At 54.8% G+C, this 20,305-nt stretch carries 16 protein-coding genes and 2 tRNA genes; 11 read left to right on the forward strand and 7 right to left on the reverse strand.

Going from position 1 to position 20,305, the window contains the following annotated elements:
* Positions 1-55: 55 nt before the first annotated feature.
* From J0X03_RS10320 to J0X03_RS10340, 5 genes are all read right to left on the reverse strand, one after another.
* Positions 56-628: an LOG family protein gene (locus J0X03_RS10320; RefSeq protein ID WP_004932190.1), complete on the reverse strand. Its 573-nt coding sequence runs from the start codon at positions 626-628 to the stop codon at positions 56-58.
* Positions 629-804: 176 nt separating this feature from the next.
* Positions 805-889 (reverse strand) — tRNA-Tyr (locus tag J0X03_RS10325).
* Positions 890-1,079: 190 nt separating this feature from the next.
* A tRNA-Tyr gene (locus J0X03_RS10330) sits at positions 1,080-1,164 on the reverse strand.
* A 175-nt stretch (positions 1,165-1,339) separates the two neighbouring features.
* The gene (purU, locus tag J0X03_RS10335; protein WP_004932187.1) at positions 1,340-2,188 is read right to left on the reverse strand and encodes a formyltetrahydrofolate deformylase; all 849 of its coding nucleotides are present in this window, start codon (positions 2,186-2,188) and stop codon (positions 1,340-1,342) included.
* Between the two features lie 68 nt (positions 2,189-2,256).
* On the reverse strand, positions 2,257-2,721 hold the full coding sequence (locus J0X03_RS10340; RefSeq protein ID WP_033643306.1) for a YchJ family protein: 465 nt from the start codon (positions 2,719-2,721) through the stop codon (positions 2,257-2,259).
* Positions 2,722-2,839: 118 nt separating this feature from the next.
* Here J0X03_RS10340 and rssA point away from each other — a divergent pair, with 118 nt between their 5' ends.
* From rssA to J0X03_RS10365, 5 genes are all read left to right on the forward strand, one after another.
* A complete protein-coding gene (gene rssA, locus J0X03_RS10345; RefSeq protein ID WP_122016326.1) occupies positions 2,840-3,742 on the forward strand; it encodes a patatin-like phospholipase RssA in 903 nt (300 codons plus the stop codon).
* Between the two features lie 103 nt (positions 3,743-3,845).
* Entirely contained in the window at positions 3,846-4,859 is a 1,014-nt protein-coding gene (rssB, locus tag J0X03_RS10350) for a two-component system response regulator RssB (RefSeq protein WP_004932178.1), read from the forward strand.
* Between the two features lie 213 nt (positions 4,860-5,072).
* Complete coding sequence (galU, locus tag J0X03_RS10355; protein ID WP_033650221.1) at positions 5,073-5,990, forward strand: UTP--glucose-1-phosphate uridylyltransferase GalU; 918 nt, start codon at positions 5,073-5,075, stop codon at positions 5,988-5,990.
* A gap of 43 nt (positions 5,991-6,033) precedes the next feature.
* The gene (locus tag J0X03_RS10360; protein WP_046687225.1) at positions 6,034-7,377 is read left to right on the forward strand and encodes a UDP-glucose dehydrogenase family protein; all 1,344 of its coding nucleotides are present in this window, start codon (positions 6,034-6,036) and stop codon (positions 7,375-7,377) included.
* Between the two features lie 9 nt (positions 7,378-7,386).
* Positions 7,387-8,397, forward strand: a complete 1,011-nt coding sequence (locus tag J0X03_RS10365) for an NAD-dependent epimerase (RefSeq protein ID WP_122016327.1) — start codon at positions 7,387-7,389, stop codon at positions 8,395-8,397.
* Positions 8,398-8,585: 188 nt separating this feature from the next.
* On the opposite strand, the gene hns is transcribed toward J0X03_RS10365, so the two are convergent.
* Positions 8,586-8,993 carry a histone-like nucleoid-structuring protein H-NS gene (gene hns / locus J0X03_RS10370; protein ID WP_004932170.1) on the reverse strand — a complete coding sequence of 136 codons (408 nt, stop codon included), beginning with the start codon at positions 8,991-8,993 and terminating at the stop codon, positions 8,586-8,588.
* 703 nt (positions 8,994-9,696) lie between these two features.
* On the opposite strand from hns, the gene J0X03_RS10375 reads away from it, so the two are divergent.
* Entirely contained in the window at positions 9,697-10,281 is a 585-nt protein-coding gene (locus J0X03_RS10375) for a thymidine kinase (protein WP_033643301.1), read from the forward strand.
* 119 nt (positions 10,282-10,400) lie between these two features.
* Here J0X03_RS10375 and adhE read toward each other — a convergent pair whose 3' ends face one another.
* Positions 10,401-13,073, reverse strand: coding sequence for a bifunctional acetaldehyde-CoA/alcohol dehydrogenase (gene adhE, locus J0X03_RS10380; protein WP_094142705.1), 2,673 nt, complete (start codon positions 13,071-13,073; stop codon positions 10,401-10,403).
* A 529-nt stretch (positions 13,074-13,602) separates the two neighbouring features.
* On the opposite strand from adhE, the gene J0X03_RS10385 reads away from it, so the two are divergent.
* The 5 genes from J0X03_RS10385 (at position 13,603) to oppC (ending at position 20,294) form a co-directional block, all read left to right on the forward strand.
* The gene (locus tag J0X03_RS10385) at positions 13,603-14,247 is read left to right on the forward strand and encodes a YchE family NAAT transporter (protein WP_015378089.1); all 645 of its coding nucleotides are present in this window, start codon (positions 13,603-13,605) and stop codon (positions 14,245-14,247) included.
* Between the two features lie 695 nt (positions 14,248-14,942).
* Positions 14,943-16,580, forward strand: coding sequence for an ABC transporter substrate-binding protein (locus J0X03_RS10390; protein WP_033650226.1), 1,638 nt, complete (start codon positions 14,943-14,945; stop codon positions 16,578-16,580).
* Between the two features lie 149 nt (positions 16,581-16,729).
* The gene (gene oppA, locus J0X03_RS10395) at positions 16,730-18,367 is read left to right on the forward strand and encodes an oligopeptide ABC transporter substrate-binding protein OppA (protein ID WP_069100706.1); all 1,638 of its coding nucleotides are present in this window, start codon (positions 16,730-16,732) and stop codon (positions 18,365-18,367) included.
* Positions 18,368-18,450: 83 nt separating this feature from the next.
* Positions 18,451-19,371 (forward strand): oligopeptide ABC transporter permease OppB, encoded by a 921-nt coding sequence (oppB, locus tag J0X03_RS10400; protein ID WP_004932150.1) that lies wholly within the window; start codon positions 18,451-18,453, stop codon positions 19,369-19,371.
* 14 nt (positions 19,372-19,385) lie between these two features.
* Positions 19,386-20,294 (forward strand): oligopeptide ABC transporter permease OppC, encoded by a 909-nt coding sequence (gene oppC, locus J0X03_RS10405; protein ID WP_033643297.1) that lies wholly within the window; start codon positions 19,386-19,388, stop codon positions 20,292-20,294.
* Positions 20,295-20,305: the final 11 nt, after the last annotated feature.

Consider the following 20,305-nt stretch of genomic DNA (forward strand, 5'->3'; position numbering starts at 1 on the left):
TTTGGCGGGAAATGTAACGCAGACAGCGGCGAGCCCGCTGACTGCGCAGCCGGCATTATTTCGCCCAGCGGTCGTAATTTTTGGGTTGATAGTCGTCAAACTGTTGCAGCAGCGTTTGCGCCGATTCGCTGATGTGCAGCGTACCGAGATAGTCGTGGCGCATGAAGCCCTGATCGGCGACGTGTTCGAGGAACTGGCTCAGTGGGCGGTAGAAACCGTTGACGTTCAGCAGGCCGACCGGTTTGTTGTGATACCCGATTTGCCCCCAGGTCCAGATTTCAAACAGCTCTTCCAGCGTGCCGATGCCGCCGGGCAGGGCGATAAAACTGTCCGCCAGCGCCGCCATACGGGCTTTGCGCGTATGCATGTCTGGCACCACTTCCAATTCAGTCAGGCCGCGATGCGCCGTTTCCGCTTCAACCAGGCGCTCGGGGATAATGCCGACAGCTTCACCGCCCGCCGCCAACACCGCGTCCGCCACAATCCCCATCAGTCCTTTTTTGCCGCCGCCGTAGATTAAACGGCGTCCCTGTGCGGCCAGCAATTGCCCCAGTTGGCGAGCCTGCTCGGCATAAGCGGGATTGACACCTTCGCTGGCGCCACAAAAAACGCAAATATTGTTTCGCATCCACCTGTTCCTTACTGCACTAAAGAAGCCAGTGGTATAGCGAATTGTCGGCCGGAGTTCAAGTTACTGCTGGGAGTGAGGAGATAAAACATCAAGGTGAAAGCGGCGATAAGGGGAGATAAATTGAGTTTATTGATGCGAGGGCTATTTAATTAGATTTTTGGAGGGGCAAGAGATGGTGGTGGGGGAAGGATTCGAACCTTCGAAGTCAGTGACGGCAGATTTACAGTCTGCTCCCTTTGGCCGCTCGGGAACCCCACCATGGTATTCATGGATTTGCTGATTTTTTAAGGAATGGGCTAAATTCCTATTGTGTGCTTCTAAGGATGACCGCGCTAAAGCGCGTTGTCTCGCCGCGCTCGGCTCGAACCTTGTCGAAGCTTCTCATCCTCCCCCCCCGGCGTTTAATGATATTTCAGCTTTCGCTTCAAGTTCATCAACAGAGAGAAGATGGTGGTGGGGGAAGGATTCGAACCTTCGAAGTCAGTGACGGCAGATTTACAGTCTGCTCCCTTTGGCCGCTCGGGAACCCCACCATATACATGGCTATTTAACTGGCCTTGCTTGCGAGAGCGCTGTCTCGGTAAGCGGGGCGCATCATATCAAATGAAGCGGATGTGTAAAGCATTGAAATGCAGAAAATGAATCGTTTGCCGTTTTTTTATTCTTGGCGGTGCATCCCTGAACGAAATGCACCGATTTATTGAGCGATTACAGAATAACGGTGCGATTGCCGTAGACGAAGACGCGCTGCGCCAACACCTGATACAGGGCTCGGCTGAGCACGTTTTTCTCTACGTCGCGGCCGGCGCGCATCATATCCTCGGCGGAATAGGTGTGATCGACGTGGATCACGTCCTGCATGATGATCGGGCCTTCGTCGAGATTGTCGTTAACGTAGTGAGCCGTGGCGCCGATGATTTTCACGCCGCGTTCGTAGGCCTGGTGATAAGGCCGCGCGCCGATAAACGCCGGCAGGAACGAATGGTGAATGTTGATCACCTGATTCGGATAATGTTGCACGAAGGCCGGCGTCAGCACGCGCATATATTTGGCCAACACCACGTAATCCGGCTGATATTGATCGATCTTGGCCGTCATTTCGCGGTCGTGCTGTTCGCGCGTCAATCCTTCGTGGCTCACCAGATGGAAAGGAATATCGAAACGCTCCACCAGCGTTTGCAGCGTGTCGTGGTTGCCGATTACGGCGGCGATCTCAACGTCGAGGCCGCCATAGGCGCTTTTCATCAACAGATCGCCCAGGCAGTGTGCCTCTTTGGTGACCAGCACCACGATGCGCCGACGTCCGGTGCTGTGCAACTCACGCAGCGAACCTTCCGGCAGCGCGCTGTCCAGATCGGCCAGCAGCGTGTTGTCGTTGAAAATGCCTTCCAGCTCGGTGCGCATGAAGAAACGCCCGGTGCGGTGATCGACGAACTCATTATTCTGGACGATATTGAGCTCGTGTTTGTAACAGATGTTGGTGATCTTGGCGATCAGCCCTTTGGCGTCCGGGCAGATGGTGCGTAACACTTTTCGTTGTACATTTTGGTGTGGCATGGGTTTGAGGATCCTGTCTGATACTGAACGGCCTGTCTGCGCAGGCGTTAACGTGAAGCGCCGGCCGGCTAGCGCCCGCAGCACTTCTTATATTTTTTCCCTGAGCCGCAGGGACATATCGCATTTCGGCCGGGCTGGGGTTTGCTGCCGTCGATATAATACCAACGTTGATCGCGACGAAGGAAGCGTGAGCGCTCATGCATCGCCTGGGGCTCGCCGCTTTCGCCATCGGTGAAGCGGGCGATGAATTCGACGAAGCCTTCGTCCGGCTCATGGCCGGTTTGCTCCTCGACGATCGTCAAGCCCAGCCATTCGGTGTTTTTGAAACTGTCGACGATCGCATTGCGCCACGCTTCGGCGCCGCAGTCGGGGTGCCAGGTGGCGATCAGATAGTCGACGTTATGATTCACGTAGGCGGTGAAGCGTGAACGCATCAGTTGGCCGGGCGTCGGCGCCGGCTGACTGCCGCTGATAAAAGGGGCGCAGCACGCGTTATACGCCAGTCCGCTGCCGCATGGGCATGATTCGGGCAAAATAACTCCTGAGAAAACGAGGCTGAAAATGAATTTAGCGCATATGTTACCTAACAATATTCGTCAGTGACAATCTACCCTGAAAGCAGAGAACACCTTTTACCGAGAGGATGGCGCTATGCGGCAAATCAAGATCGGACTGGCGCTGGGGGCGGGCTCGGCTAAAGGCTGGGCGCACATCGGCGTGATCAATGCGTTAAAGAAACTGGGGATTGAGGTCGATATCGTTGCCGGCTGTTCTGTCGGCGCGTTGGTGGGGGCGGCATTCGCCAGTCACCGTTTGCCGGTGATGGAGCAGTGGGTGCGGTCGTTCAGCTATTGGGACGTCATTCGTCTGATGGATTTTTCCTGGCAGCGCGGCGGTTTGTTGCGCGGCGATCGGGTGTTCACTGCCGTCGGGCAACTGTTGAAGATCAATGATATTGCCGAATGTGCGCTGAAGTTCGGCGCCGTGACGACCAATCTCAGCACCGGCCGCGAACTGTGGCTGACCGAAGGCGATATTCATCAGGCGGTGCGCGCTTCTTGCAGCATGCCAGGCCTATTGGCGCCAGTGTGGGCCGACGGTTATTGGCTGGTGGACGGCGCAGTGGTTAATCCGGTACCGGTGTCGCTCTGCCGGGCGCTGGGCGCCGATATTGTCATTGCGGTCGATCTGCAGCATGACGCGCATTTGATGCAGCAGGATCTGTTCTCGATACGCGGCGAGGACGAAAGCCCGGACGATACGCCTGCGGAGACCTGGCGCGGGCGCCTGCGGGAGCGCGTCGGCAGAATGCGCAAGCGCAAACCGACGACGGCGCCGACGGCGATGGAGATTATGAGCACATCGATTCAAATGCTGGAAAATCGCCTGAAGCGCAACCGGATGGCGAGCGATCCGCCGGACGTTTTGATCCAGCCTTTTTGCCCGCAGATCTCAACGCTGGATTTCCACCGCGCCGATGAAGCGGTCGAGGCGGGGTTGCTGGCGGTTGAAAAACAACTGGATCGGTTGTTGCCGTTGATAAAAAATAGATAATTCTCGGTTCTTGGTTGGCAATGCGCGGTTGGTCTGTTTCAGACGAGCATAAGTGACCTTTTTGAGCCACTATTACACTATGGAAAGGGACGAGGCTCGGCTGATGGCATTACCACTCACTCACAAGCGTATCTTGATCGTTGAGGACGAACAGGTTTTTCGTTCCGTGCTGGTCGGTTATCTGACCTCGCTGGGCGCTGAAACCGGCGAGGCGACCAACGGTTTACAGGCGCTGAGTGCCGTCGATGACTTCAAGCCGGATCTGATTCTGTGCGATCTCGCGATGCCGGAAATGGGCGGCATCGAATTCGTTGAACACCTGCGTCTGCAGGGGCTGCAGATCCCGGTGCTGGTGATCTCGGCTACCGACAAGATGGCGGACATCGCCAAGGTGCTGCGTTTGGGCGTACAAGATGTGCTGCTGAAGCCGCTGACCGATCTCAATCGCCTGCGTGAGGCGGTGCTGGCGTGTTTATACCCCAATATGTTTACCTCCCAGGCGATTGAAGAGGTTGAGCTGTTTCAGGATTGGGACGCGCTGAGCAAGAATCCTTCCGAAGCCGTCAAACTGCTTAAGCAATTGCAGCCGCCGGTGCAGCAAACCATTGCGCATTGCCGGATCAACTATCGCCAGTTAACCACGGGCGAAAATCCCGGGCTGGTGCTGGATATCGCGGCATTGTCAGAAAAAGACCTGGCGTTCTATTGCCTGGACGTCACGCGCGCCGGTGATAATGGCGTATTGGCGGCGCTGCTGTTACGCGCATTATTTAATGGGTTGCTGCAAGACCATCTGGCTAATCAACAACATCGCCTGCCGCAAATGTCGGCATTGTTAAAGCAGGTTAATCAATTATTGCGGCAGGGGAAATTAGACGGTCAATTCCCGCTGTTGCTGGGATATTATCACGCCGAAAATAAAAACCTGATTCTGGTTTCCGCCGGGCTGCATGCCAACGTCAATACCGGCGACAATCAAATTCAGCTGAGCAACGGCGTGCCGCTGGGCACGCTGGGCGCCACCTACATGAACCAGATCAGTCAACGCTGTACGGCCTGGCAATGTCAGGTATGGGGCAGCGGCGGCCGATTGCGGCTGATGCTCAGCGCTGAATAATAGGCGTTGATCGGCGATATCTTAAGCTATTCACTTATCGGTAATTAAACCGTCTATTTCTTCTCCCGATTATCAGAACGGGTAATAGTCCTAAATGTTTTCTATTTGTGTTCTGGTTAATGCCAGGCGCGCATAAGCTGGTATACTCCGAAGGTTTTTTTATATCGAGCCCAAGCTCATAAAATGAGCGCTTCAGCTTTAAGAGAGGAAATAATGCCTGCTGTAAATCGCAAAGTCAGAAAAGCCGTGATCCCGGTTGCAGGCTTGGGTACGCGGATGTTGCCGGCCACCAAAGCCATTCCGAAAGAAATGCTGCCGCTGGTTGATAAACCGCTGATCCAATACGTCGTCAATGAGTGCATTGCAGCAGGGATTAACGAGATTGTGCTGGTCACCCACTCCTCCAAGAACTCGATCGAAAACCATTTTGATACCAGTTTCGAACTGGAAGCGATGCTGGAAAAACGCGTCAAGCGTCAACTGCTCGATGAAGTGCAGTCAATCTGCCCGAAGGGCGTTACCGTGATGCAAGTCCGCCAGGGGAATGCCAAAGGCTTGGGGCATGCGATTATGTGCGCCTACCCGATGGTGGGCGATGAGCCGGTCGCGGTGGTGTTGCCGGACGTGATCCTTGACGAATACAGCGCCGATCCGAAAAAAGACAACTTGCACGACATGCTGCAGCGCTTCGAAACCACCGGCATCAGCCAGATCATGGTTGAACCTGTGCCGCATAAAGATGTTGGCAACTACGGCGTAGCCGACTGTAAGGGCGTCGAATTGCATCCGGGCGAAAGCGCGCCGATGGTCAGCGTGGTCGAGAAGCCGTCGCCGGAGAAAGCGCCTTCCAACCTGGCGATTGTCGGTCGTTATGTCCTCTCCGCCGATATCTGGCCGCTGTTGGCGAAAACGCCTCCGGGCGCCGGCGACGAAATTCAGCTGACTGACAGTATCGAAATGCTGATGCAGCAGGAAACGGTGGAAGCGTATCACCTGAAAGGCGTGAGCCATGACTGCGGTAACAAACTCGGTTACATGCAGGCCTTCGTGGAATACGGCATGCGCCATGCCAGCCTGGGCAAAGAATTTTCTCAGTGGCTGCAACAGGTTGTTGCCGCTGACAAGAAGTAATTGAGTGATCTTTCGTCTTAATTTGAAAAACTAGGATTTTCACATGAAAGTAACAGTTTTTGGTATTGGTTATGTGGGTCTGGTGCAGGCCGCCGTACTGGCTGAAGTAGGCCATGACGTTATGTGTATTGACGTCGATGAGCGAAAAGTCGAAAACCTGAAAAAAGGGAATATCCCGATTTTCGAACCGGGTCTGACGCCGCTGGTGCAGCAAAACTATGAGGCCGGCCGTCTGCATTTCACCACCGATGCCAAAGCGGGCGTGGCGCACGGGACTATCCAGTTTATCGCCGTCGGCACGCCGCCGGATGAAGACGGTTCCGCCGATCTGAAGTACGTCACCGCGGTGGCGCGCACTATCGCCGAGCACATGACCGATCGCAAAGTGGTGATCGACAAATCCACCGTGCCGGTCGGTACGGCGGACAAGGTGCGTCAGGTGATGGCTGAAACGCTGGCGAAACGCGGCAGCAACGTGCCGTTTGACGTGGTATCCAACCCGGAATTCCTGAAGGAAGGCGCGGCGGTGGCAGACTGCATGCGTCCTGAGCGCATCGTGATCGGTACCGACAATAAAGATGTGATCGAGCCTATTCGCGAGCTGTACGAACCGTTTAACCGCAATCACGATCGTATGATCATGATGGATATCCGCAGCGCGGAGCTGACCAAATATGCCGCTAACTGCATGCTGGCGACCAAGATCAGCTTTATGAACGAAATGTCCAACCTGGCGGAAATGCTGGGCGCGGACATTGAGAAAGTGCGTCAGGGCATCGGTTCCGACTCACGCATCGGCTATCACTTCATCTACCCGGGTTGCGGCTACGGCGGCTCTTGCTTCCCGAAAGATGTCCAGGCGCTGATCCGCACGGCGGAGCAGATCGGTTACCAACCGAAGCTGCTGCAGGCGGTAGAGCAGGTCAACTATCAGCAGAAAGACAAGCTGAACAGCTTTATCAACGACTACTTCGGCGGCGATCTGAAGGGCAAAACCTTCGCGCTGTGGGGGCTGGCGTTCAAGCCGAATACCGATGACATGCGTGAAGCTTCCAGCCGCGTGCTGATGGAACAGCTGTGGGCCGCAGGCGCCACCGTTCAAGCCTACGATCCGGAGGCGATGAACGAAGTTCAGCGCATCTATGGCCAGCGTGACGATTTGAAGCTGGTGGGCACCAAAGAGGCTGCATTGCACGGCGCCGATGCGCTGGTGATCTGCACCGAATGGCAGAACTTCCGTGCGCCGGACTTCGATGTGATCAAGGGTGCGTTGAAGCAGCCGGTGATCTTCGATGGCCGTAACCTGTACGATCCGGAGCGTTTGGCAAATCGCGGCTTTACCTATTACGCAATTGGCCGCGGCGCCTCGATTAAACCGGTTATTTAAGGAGTGAGCATGAAATTCCTGGTTACAGGCGCCGCAGGGTTTATTGGCTATCACGTTGCAGAGCGTTTGTTGACCGCCGGTCATCAGGTTGTCGGCATTGATAACCTGAATGATTATTATGATGTGGGCCTGAAAATGGCCCGTCTGGATCGACTGGCGGATAAGCCGGGATTCCGCTTTATCAAGCTGGATTTGGCCGATCGTGAAGGCATGGCGGCATTGTTTGCCGAGCATCAGTTCCAGCGAGTCATTCATTTGGGGGCTCAAGCCGGCGTACGTTATTCGCTGGTCAATCCGTTGGCTTATGCCGATGCCAACCTGATCGGTCATTTAAACGTTTTGGAAGGCTGCCGTCATAATAAGGTTGAGCATTTACTTTACGCCTCTTCCAGCTCGGTATATGGCCTGAATCGCAAGCTGCCGTTTGCCACCGAAGATTCTGTCGATCATCCGGTGTCACTGTATGCGGCGACTAAAAAAGCCAACGAGCTGATGTCACACAGCTATTCCCATTTATACGGTCTCCCGACGACCGGGCTGCGGTTCTTTACGGTATATGGTCCCTGGGGGCGCCCGGATATGGCGCTGTTCAAGTTTACCAAAGCCATATTGGCCGGGGAGAGCATCGACGTATATAACCACGGTGAAATGCACCGAGATTTTACTTACATCGATGACATCGCCGAGGCGATAGTGCGGTTGCAGGCGGTTATTCCGCAGGCGGATCCGTCATGGACCGTTGAACAGGGATCACCGGCAACCAGTTCAGCGCCGTATCACGTTTATAATATCGGCAATAACACCCCCGTTAAACTGATGGAATATATCAGTGCGTTGGAGAAGGCATTGGAGGTGACGGCCCGTAAGAATATGCTGCCGATGCAACCGGGCGATGTGATGGATACCAGCGCGGATACGGAAGAGCTTTATCGTGACATTGGCTTTAAACCGGAAACCAGCGTTGAAGAGGGCGTGAAGCGCTTTGTTGACTGGTATAAGGCATTCTATCAGGTTCAATAATTGAACGCGGATAAATGCGACAGAAGGGGCCTTTGGGTCCCTTTTTTTTCGCTGCGATCTCATGTACGGCGCAAAAGCGAATTAGGATATTTACTAAAAGGAGAGAGGAATGACGGGATCAGGGTTATACGCTCTAAAAATGAAAAGGCCCCCCGCAGGGAGCCTTTCAGATACGGACTGAATCGCTATTACAGCAGGAAATCATCCAGAGATTTACCTTGCTCTTCGATTGCTTTCTTAATCACCGCAGGAGTACGGCCTTGGCCGGTCCAGGTTTTCAGCTCGCCGTTTTCGTCTTTATATTGGTATTTAGCTGGACGTGCTGCACGTTTTGCTTTGCCGGCAGCCTTGTTGGCAGCCATGGTTTGCAGCAGTTCATTTGGATCGATACCGTCAGCAATCAGCATTTCACGGTATTGCTGCAGTTTACGAGTGCGTTCTTCGATTTCTGCTTGAGCCTGGCTGTCTTCTTCGCGACGTTCGTTCACAACAACTTCCAGTTTCTCGAGCATTTCTTCCAGCGTTTCCAGTGTGCATTCTCTTGCCTGGGCGCGCAGAGTGCGGATGTTGTTCAAAATCTTTAATGCTTCGCTCATTGTCCTAGTCTCAAATTATATTGGTGGGGGGCGTCTCGATAATAATAGAGTGCTCTTTTCTTTTCTGCAATAGCCAAATTGGCTTGAATACTCAAATTTACCTTTAAAAAAACCGTTAATCGGATCAGTCCGACTAATAATAGGAAGGGCTGTTAACTATTACCCTTGGCGCGCTTAAGTCAAAATTTCAGCAGACAGGCTTTAAAAGGCGCGTATCACAAGGCTTTCATCGATAAGTTATCGTAGTAATTTATATCAATATTACAATGAGTTCTGTGGGCTTAATCACGCCACGGCAGGCCAGACATTGTAAACAATAGGGGTATATAGGTAAAGATTGCGTCAGTAAACCTTGGCGCGTCGGCGCAGGTGATTAAATGCCCGGTATTGGGCTCGCGTATAATAGACGGGGGCTCCGCCGCGGCTGCAGCGCCAGCGAGAGGGAATGGGCAAGTCGGCATTAATGGGCAAATCACCGGGCTTAACCATTAGCAAGAATTAATAGTGATGACAGGCATACATTATCCTGTAAATAGCTGTAAAAAGAACAGGCCGACAGAACGATATGTTTCGCTTGAAAGCGCATTATTACGGCGAACGCAATATTCGTTCGCTTTGGGCTGAGGCGGGGGGCAGGTTATGGTACACTTACCGTCCTAATCAACATTTTGAATATTTCTTATACCATCGGAGTTGCGGGGCCATGGCTCAACTTTATTTTTATTACTCTGCGATGAATGCCGGCAAGTCCACCGCGCTGCTACAGTCTTCATATAACTATCAAGAGCGCGGTATGCGCACGCTGGTGTTCACCGCGGAGATCGATCACCGCTTTGGCGTAGGCAAAGTCAGTTCGCGCATTGGTTTATCCTCGCAGGCGCAGCTCTATAACAACGACTCGATGCTGTACGCCATGATCCAGCAAGAGCATCAACAGCAGCCGGTGCATTGTGTGCTGCTGGATGAAAGCCAATTCCTGACCAAAGCGCAGGTTGAGCAATTATGCGATGTGGTGGACCAACTGGACATTCCCGTATTGTGTTACGGCTTGCGTACCGATTTTCTCGGCGAGTTGTTTACCGGCAGCCAATATTTGCTGGCCTGGGCCGATAAACTGGTGGAATTGAAAACCATCTGTCACTGCGGGCGTAAAGCCAACATGGTGTTGCGGTTGGATGAACATGGCAAGGCGATGCACGCCGGCGAGCAGGTGGTGATTGGCGGTAACGAGAGCTATGTCTCCGTCTGTCGCAAGCATTATAAAGAGGCGATTCACTCCCTGGAGTAGGGGTGAAAATGCCGCCAGCGCCCGCTGAGGCGTTTTGGCGGCGGGATAAGAAAAACCGCGCGCCAGGCGCAATAAAAAACCCGCCATTCGGCGGGTTTTTTCATCGGTTCACGGAACCGTTATTTCTTGGACTTCTTTACTGCGGTTTTGGCTGCGGCCGGTGCAGCCGCTTCCTCTTCCACCGTTTCGCTGAACTCGCGGCCATAGAAGGTATCCAGCATGATTTGCTTGAGTTCGGCAATCAGCGGATAGCGTGGGTTGGCGCCGGTGCATTGGTCGTCGAAAGCGTCTTCCGACAGCTTGTCGACTTTCGCCAGGAAGTCGGCTTCTTGCACACCCGCCTCACGGATGGAAGCTGGGATGCCCAACTCGGTTTTCAGCTCGTCCAGCCAGGCCAGCAACTTCTCAATCTTCTGCGCGGTGCGGTCGCCCGGTGCGCTCAGGCCGAGGTGGTCGGCGATTTCAGCGTAGCGGCGGCGCGCCTGAGGGCGGTCGTACTGGCTGAAGGCCGTCTGCTTGGTCGGGTTGTCGTTCGCGTTGTAACGAATGACGTTGGAAATCAGCATCGCGTTAGCCAGGCCGTGCGGAATGTGGAACTCCGAACCCAGTTTGTGCGCCATGGAGTGACAAACCCCGAGGAAGGCGTTGGCGAAAGCGATACCGGCGATGGTGGCGGCGTTGTGCACGCGTTCACGGGCAACCGGGTTCTTCGCGCCTTCTTTATAGCTGGCCGGCAGATACTCTTTCAACAGTTTCAACGCTTGCAGCGCCTGGCCGTCAGAGTATTCGTTCGCCAGCACCGACACGTAGGCTTCCAGCGCGTGGGTCACCGCATCCAGGCCGCCGAAGGCGCACAGGGATTTCGGCATGTTCATCACCAGGTTGGCGTCGACAATCGCCATGTCCGGGGTCAGCGCATAGTCGGCCAGCGGGTATTTCTGCCCGGTGGCGTCGTCGGTCACGACGGCGAATGGCGTGACTTCCGAACCGGTGCCTGACGTCGTGGTGATGGCGATCATCTTCGCTTTGACGCCCATTTTCGGGAACTTGTAGATACGCTTGCGGATGTCCATGAAGCGCAACGCCAGATCCTCGAAGTGGGTTTCAGGATGTTCGTACAGCACCCACATGATTTTCGCGGCGTCCATCGGCGAGCCGCCGCCCAGCGCGATGATGACGTCCGGTTTGAAGGAGTTCATCTGCTCGGCGCCTTTACGCACGATGCTCAGCGTCGGATCGGCTTCCACTTCGAAGAACACTTCGGTTTCGATGCCGTGTGACTTGAGAACCTTGGTGATCTGGTCAGCATAGCCGTTGTTGAACAGGAAACGGTCGGTCACGATGAAGGCGCGTTTCGCCCCGTCGGTCGCCACTTCTTCCAGCGCGATTGGCAGCGAGCCACGGCGGAAGTAGATCGATTTCGGAAGTTTATGCCACAACATGTTTTCTGCTCGCTTCGCTACAGTTTTCTTGTTGATCAGGTGCTTAGGTCCGACGTTTTCAGAGATGGAGTTACCACCCCAGGAACCGCAACCCAGCGTCAGCGAAGGCGCGAGTTTGAAGTTATACAGGTCGCCGATACCGCCCTGAGAAGCCGGGGTGTTGATCAGGATGCGAGCCGTTTTCATTTTATCGCCGAAGTAGGCGATGCGAGCCGTTTGGTTATCCTGGTCGGTATACAGGCAAGAGGTGTGGCCGATACCGCCCATGGCGACCAATTTTTCGGCTTTGGCGACGGCGTCTTCGAAGTCTTTGGCGCGGTACATCGCCAGCGTCGGCGACAGTTTTTCATGGGCGAAAGGTTCGGACTCGTCGACCAGCTTCACTTCGCCGATCAACACTTTGGTGTTGGCCGGCACTTTAATGCCCGCCATCTCGGCGATTTTCGGCGCGGATTGCCCGACGATGGCCGCGTTCAGGCCGCCGTTTTTCAGGATGATGTCCTGCACCGCCTTCAGTTCTTTGCCCTGCAGCAGATAGCCGCCGTGGGAAGCGAAGCGCTCGCGTACCGCATCATAGATAGCGTCAACGACGATGACCGACTGTTCGGAAGCGCAGATAACGCCGCTGTCGAAGGTTTTGGACATCAGGATAGAGGCGACCACGCGTTTGATGTCTGCGGTCTCGTCCACCACGACCGGCGTGTTACCGGCGCCTACGCCGATTGCCGGTTTGCCGGAGCTGTAAGCGGCTTTCACCATGCCCGGGCCACCGGTGGCCAGGATCAGATTGATGTCAGGGTGGTGCATCAGCTGGTTGGACAGCTCGACGGTAGGTTGGTCGATCCAACCGATGATGTCTTTCGGCGCGCCGGCGGCGATAGCGGCTTGCAGCACGATGTCGGCGGCTTTGTTGGTGGCATTTTTCGCACGCGGGTGCGGCGAGAAGATGATGCCGTTGCGGGTTTTCAGGCTGATCAGCGCTTTGAAGATCGCGGTAGAAGTTGGGTTGGTGGTAGGAACGATACCGCAAATCAGGCCGATAGGTTCGGCGATGGTGATGGTACCGAAAGTGTCATCTTCAGACAGGATGCCACAGGTTTTTTCATCTTTATAGGCGTTGTAGATGTACTCGGAAGCGAAGTGGTTTTTGATCACTTTGTCTTCGACGATACCCATTCCGGATTCTTCCACGGCCATTTTGGCCAACGGGATACGGGCATCAGCAGCGGCGAGGGCGGCAGCGCGGAAGATTTTATCCACTTGCTCTTGAGTGAAGTTGGCATATTCGCGCTGGGCTTTTTTGACACGTGCGACAAGCTCGTTCAGTTCAGCGACATTCGTTACAGCCATAATGCTCTCCTGATAATGTTAAACTCTTTCAGTAAATAAGCCGTGCGAGCCACTAGTATAGTCGTAACGGGGATAAGCGGTGATGAGAATACCGGGGTCTTCCCGCGTTATTTCTTCGCATGCTGCTGATTTGCTTAAAGAGCTTCACCCTACGCCAACCGGAGGGGCAGGCAGTGAGGAGAACGGAACCGGCGATGCCGCGGCCTACTTTGTTCTACTCCCTGACTACGACTAAGAGCTTACCCACTGTTGGGTAGTTGATTTGTGATCTAAATCATGAAAAGTGCAAGCTGACACCTTTCAGCTTGGTGTTTTTGAGAGTGATTCTCAATAACTGTGATCGGTGACTCTTTTTTCAACATAAAAAATCAAAAGGCCATACATCACTTTAACAAAGGGCATTTGTTTTGTTGCCTAACTTGCTGGTAGTCAAAAATGCTGCTCTGGCCGGATGGATTACCCGCGGCAATTCCATTACATTAGCGCGCATAGTCAGCACACCTTTACAGCAATTAACGCGGAGCCATCTGTGGGCCAATCTCTGTTGGATCTTTCCGGCTTTATCAAGTTCTTTGTCGGTCTGTTTGCGCTGGTCAACCCGGTGGGCATCTTGCCGGTATTTATCAGTATGACCAGTTACCAGGCGGAAGCGGGGCGCAATAAAACCAACCTGACCGCCAACCTGTCGGTTGCCATCATTCTATGGACATCGCTGTTCCTGGGGGAAGGGATATTGCGGATGTTCGGCATCTCCATCGATTCGTTCCGCATCGCCGGCGGTATTTTGGTGGTGACCATCGCCATGTCGATGATCAGCGGCAAGCTGGGTGAAGATAAGCAGAACAAACAGGAGAAATCGGAGAGCGCGATCCGCGAAAGCATCGGCGTGGTGCCGTTAGCGCTGCCATTGATGGCGGGGCCGGGGGCGATCAGTTCCACCATCGTGTGGAGTTCCCGTTATCACAATTGGCAAAGCCTGCTCGGCTTTACGGTGGCGATCGCCTTATTCGCTTTTTGCTGCTGGTTATTGTTCCGCGCCGCGCCGCTGTTGGTGCGTTTGCTTGGGCAGACCGGCATCAACGTGATCACCCGTATCATGGGCCTGTTGCTGATGGCGCTCGGGATCGAATTTATCGTTACCGGCATTAAGGCGATATTCCCCGGCCTGTTGTAATCGCTCTCGCTTGGCCGCGCCTCTGACCTTGAGCGCGGCTAAAATTAATTTTAAAAGTTAAATTATTTATTGGTTCGCATTATTATAGTGCACAAGATGAATAAAATTTATGCCATTGCACTCTTATGTTGCATAAATCTCATGTTGCTGCTTAAAAAAAACGCTAAGCGTTATTTCAGACACTTTTCTTTCCCCATTTCCGCGCGTTTTCTCCTCGTTAAACGGTAAAGCTGTTGTTAAATTAATCACATCATTCTGTGGGGCTTGTCTCACTTTCATCCAGGTGTTATTAGTGATTAACCGCCTGTAGGCAGGTGTTTGTTCTTTGAATGGCTGGTTTGTTAACTGAATGTTTCTTTGTGCGGCAATGGTATTGCGTCGACAGTTTCAAATGAAACTAATTTTGAGTTTTATCCTTTAAAATCAAAGTTTTTTTCATGTCTTCCTTTGCCCTTCATCACAAGGGCCGGATCGGGCTTGGTGCGATAAAAGAGAATTGCTTAACATTTTTGTAAAATTTATTGGCTATGGAATTTGGCTTCTGCTAATTTCCGAGCAACTTTCCCGTGGTCAATTAACTGAAATGCGCCATAAAAACGGGAATGATTTTTGCTGGTATCCGTTTATTTAGAATTCTTATAAACACTTCACAAACTTCGATAAGCGATGCTTGTCGGTGAAAAGGAGCCTCGATTATGCAGCAAACCCTGAAGCGCACTTCTTTGACCTTGTTGATTAGCGGCGCGTTGAGCGTCATTGCCGTAAATAGCAGTTTGGCGGCGGAGGTTCCGGCCGGCGTCCAATTGGCGCAGCAGCAGAATATTGTCATCAACAACGGCAGCGAAGTGGCTTCATTGGATCCGCATAAGGTCGAGGGCGTGCCCGAAAGCAATATCATTCTTAACCTGCTGGAAGGGCTGGTGAGCACCGACGCCAACGGGCATGTGGTACCGGCGGCGGCGGCGAGCTGGGAAAACCAGGATTATCGGCAGTGGACCTTCCACCTGCGCCCCGGCGCGGTATGGAGCGACGGCAGCCCGGTCACCGCGCAAGACTTCGTCTACAGTTGGCAGCGCCTGGCCGATCCGAAGATCGCTTCTCCCTACGCCAGTTACCTGCAGTACACCAAAGTCGAGAATATCGACGACATCCTGACCGGCAAAAAGAGCCCGCAGACTCTCGGCGTCAAGGCGCTGGACGATCAAACGCTGCAGGTGACCCTGAGCGAACCGGTGCCGTATTTCATCAGCATGCTGAGCCACACGTCGCTCAAACCGGTCAAACGCGCGGTGGTGGAGAAATTCGGCGACAAATGGACGCTGCCCGCCAACTATGTCGGCAACGGCGCTTACCGCCTGAAAGAGTGGGTGGTGAACGAGCGCATTGTGCTGGAGCGCAGCCCGAGCTACTGGAATAACAAGCAGACGGTGATCAACCAGGCGACCTTCCTGCCGATCGCTTCTGAAGTCAGCGACGTCAATCGCTTCCGCAGCGGCGAAATCGATATCACCAACAGCGCCATTCCGCCGTACCTGTACGTCAAAATGAAGCGCGAGGTGCCCGAGCAACTGCACGTTAACCCTTATCTGTGCACTTTCTATTACGAACTCAATAACCAGCGGGCGCCGTTCACCGATCCGCGGGTGCGTGCGGCGGTGAAGATGACGCTGGATCGCGACATTATCGCCAACAAAATCATGGGCCAGGGGCAGATCCCGGCCTACAGCTTCACGCCGACCTTCACGGAGGGCGCCAACTTCACGCAGCCCGCGTGGGCCGGCTGGAGCCAGGAACAGCGCAACGCCGAAGCCAAAAAACTGCTGGCGGAAGCGGGTTACAGCGCCGCCAAGCCGCTGAAGTTCTCGCTGCTGTACAACACCTCCGATCAAAACAAACAGCAGGCGATCGCCGCCGCATCGATGTGGAAGAAGAACCTCGGCGCCGACGTCACGCTGCGCAACCAGGAGTGGAAGACCTCGCTGGAAAGCCGCCATCAGGGGCAGTACGACGTGGCGCGCGCCACTTGGTGCGGGGATTACAACGAGCCGAGCGCCTTCCTGAATCTGGTGCTGTCCAACAGCAGCATCAACACCGTGTTTTACAAGAGCCCGGCGTTCGACGCCATCATGGCCGCCACGCTGAAGGCGCCGGATGAAGCCGCGCGCGCCGCGCTCTACCAACAGGCGGAAACGCAGTTGGACAAAGACTCCGCATTGATTCCGGTGTATTACCGCGTCAGTGCGCGTTTGATCAAACCGACGGTAGGCGGGTTCACCGGCAAAGATCCGCTGGACTATACCGACGTTAAAAATCTGTACATCATCAAGCAGTAAAAGGGGTATTCCTCACGCTGAACCGCAGGGGAATATGGGGAAGGCCCGCCGCCGCATTCGTTCCGCAGCGGCGGGAAAACAGAGTCCGCTTACGGGCAACGCAGGTTCCACGAAGAGCCTGTGATAATAAAAAACTGGAGTCGATAAGTATGACCAACATCACGAAGAAAACCCTCATTGCCGCCGGCGTCATCGCCGCGCTCGGCATCACAGCAACCACCTCCGCCTCCGCGGCCGACGTTCCTGCAGGCGTGCAACTGGCCGACAAGCAAGAAATCGTCAAAAACAACGGTTCCGAAGTGCAGTCGCTTGACCCGCATAAAATCGAGGGCGTGCCGGAAAACAACGTGACCCGCGATCTGATGGAAGGCCTGGCGAACAACAGCCCGGACGGTTCCATCGTGCCGGGCGTCGCGGAAAGCTGGGATAACAAGGATTTCAAAGTCTGGACCTTCCACCTGCGTAAAGACGCCAAATGGTCCAACGGCAAGCCGGTGACGGCGCAAGATTTCGTTTACAGCTGGCAGCGCGTGGTGGATCCGAAAACCGCGTCGCCTTACGCCAGCTACCTGCAGTACGCCCACGTAGAAAATGTCGATGACATCATCGCCGGTAAAAAAGACAAGTCGACGCTAGGCGTGAAGGCCATCGACGACCACACCTTCCAGGTGACCCTGAGCGAGCCGGTGCCTTATCTGGTTGAAATGACCCCACACTACGCCATGAAACCGGTCTATAAGGACGCGGTAGAGAAGTTTGGCGAGAAGTGGACGCTGCCGGCCAACTACGTCAGCAATGGCGCCTACAAACTGAAAGACTGGGTTGTCAACGAACGCATCGTACTGGAACGTAACCCGGAATACTGGGATAACGCCAAAACCATCATCAATAAAGTGACGTTCCTGCCTATTTCGTCGGAAGTGACCGACGTTAACCGCTACCGCACCGGTGAAATCGACATGACCTACAACAACATGCCGATCGAACTGTTCCAGAAGTTGAAGAAAGAGATCCCGAAAGAGGTGCACGTCGATCCTTATCTGTGCACCTACTATTACGAAATCAACAACCAGAAGGCGCCGTTCACCGATGCGCGCGTGCGTGAAGCGCTGAAGCTGGGCATGGACCGCGACATCATCGTCAACAAGGTGAAAAACCAGGGCGATCTGCCGGCCTACAGCTTTACGCCGCCATACACCGACGGCGCCAAGCTGACCCCGCCGGAGTGGTTCGGCTGGACGCAGGAAAAACGCAACGAAGTGGCGAAGAAACTGCTGGCGGACGCCGGCTACGGCCCGGGTAAACCGCTGACCTTCTCCCTGCTGTACAACACCTCCGACTTGCACAAGAAGCTGGCGATCGCCGCCGCCTCCATCTGGAAGAAAAACCTGGGCGTGGACGTGAAGCTGGTGAACCAGGAGTGGAAAACCTTCCTGGATACCCGCCATCAGGGCACCTATGACGTATCGCGCGCAGGCTGGTGCGCCGACTACAACGAACCGAGTTCGTTCCTGAACATGATGCTGTCCGACAGCAGCAGTAACACCCCGCACTACAAGAGCGCCGAGTTCGACAAGTTGATGGCCAACGTGTTGACCGCGAAGACCAAAGACGAGCGCGCCGATCTGTATCAGAAAGCGGAAGTTCAGCTGGATAAAGATTCCGCCATCGTTCCGCTGTATTACTACGTGAACGCCCGTTTGGTGAAACCTTACGTCGGTGGCTACACCGGCAAAGACCCGCTTGATAACGTGTACGACAAAAACCTGTACATCATCAAGCATTGATACGGTAAGAGCCGGCGGCGCAGGCCGCCGGCCCATGTTGAGAATAATAAGCCGTCATCAGGCTGTCGCACAGGGTTAGGGCAATGCTGAAATTTATACTTCGTCGCTTGTTGGAAGCGATCCCGACACTATTTATCCTTATTACCATCTCATTCTTCATGATGCGCCTCGCGCCCGGCAGTCCATTTACCGGGGAACGCGCATTACCGCCGGAAGTCATGGCGAATATCGAAGCCAAATACCATTTGAACGACCCGATCTGGAAACAGTACGGTCATTATCTGGCGCAGCTTGCGCAGGGAGACTTCGGCCCGTCCTTTAAATACAAGGACTATTCGGTCAACGATTTGGTGGCCAGTTCTTTCCCGGTGTCCGCCAAGCTCGGTCTGGCCGCGTTTCTGTTGGCGGTGGTGCTGGGCGTTAGCGCCGGCGTGATCGCGGCGTTGAATCAAAACACCAAATGGGACTATACGGTGATGGGGTTCGCCATGACCGGGGTGGTGATACCCAGTTTCGTGGTGGCGCCGCTGTTGGTGCTGATCTTCGCGATTACGTTGAAATGGCTGCCGGGCGGCGGCTGGAACGGCGGCGCGCCTAAGTTCATCATCTTGCCGATGGTGGCGCTGTCGCTGGCCTATATCGCCAGCATCGCCCGTATCACGCGCGGCTCGATGATTGAAGTGCTGCACTCCAACTTCATTCGCACCGCGCGCGCCAAAGGTTTGCCGATGCGTCGGATCATTTTCCGCCACGCGCTGAAGCCGGCGCTGCTGCCGGTACTGTCCTACATGGGCCCGGCGTTCGTTGGGATCATCACCGGCTCGATGGTGATCGAAACCATCTACGGTCTGCCGGGGATCGGCCAGCTGTTCGTTAACGGCGCGCTGAACCGCGACTACTCCCTGGTGTTGAGCCTGACCATTCTGGTGGGCGCTCTGACCATTCTGTTCAACGCGATCGTCGATGTGCTGTATGCGGTCATCGATCCGAAAATCCGTTATTAATCTGGAGCACGCGAATGATGTTGACTAAAAAGAACAGCGAAGCTCTGGAGCACTTCAGCGAGAAGCTGGAAGTGGAAGGGCGCAGCCTGTGGCAAGACGCGCGTCGGCGCTTTATGCACAACCGCGCGGCGGTCGGCAGCCTGTTCATTCTGGCGCTGATCACGCTGTTTGTGGTGCTGGCGCCGATGCTGTCGCAATTTGCCTACGACGATACGGATTGGGCGATGATGTCCGCCGCGCCGAGCATGGAATCGGGGCACTACTTCGGCACCGACTCCTCCGGGCGTGATCTGCTGGTGCGCGTGGCGATCGGCGGGCGCATCTCGCTGATGGTCGGCGTGGCCGCCGCGCTGGTGGCGGTAGTGGTGGGCACCCTGTACGGCGCGATGTCCGGCTATCTGGGCGGTAAGGTCGACTCGGTGATGATGCGCCTGTTGGAGATCCTCAACTCCTTCCCGTTCATGTTCTTCGTTATCCTGCTGGTGACCTTCTTTGGTCAGAATATCCTGCTGATCTTCGTGGCGATCGGCATGGTGTCGTGGCTGGATATGGCGCGTATCGTGCGCGGGCAAACCCTTGGCCTGAAGCGCAAGGAGTTCATCGAAGCGGCGCTGGTGTGCGGCGTCTCCACGCGCAACATCGTGCTGCGGCATATCGTGCCTAACGTGCTCGGCGTGGTGGTGGTGTATGCCTCGCTGCTGGTGCCGAGCATGATCCTGTTCGAGTCCTTCCTCAGCTTCCTGGGGCTGGGCACGCAGGAACCGTTGAGCAGCTGGGGCGCATTGCTCAGCGACGGCGCCAACTCAATGGAAGTTTCACCGTGGTTGCTGCTGTTCCCGGCGGGTTTCCTGGTCGTCACTCTGTTCTGTTTCAACTTTATCGGCGATGGCCTGCGTGACGCCCTCGACCCGAAAGATCGTTAAGGAGTGCAACC

This window comes from Serratia ureilytica (assembly GCF_017309605.1).
GTDB lineage: Bacteria > Pseudomonadota > Gammaproteobacteria > Enterobacterales > Enterobacteriaceae > Serratia > Serratia ureilytica.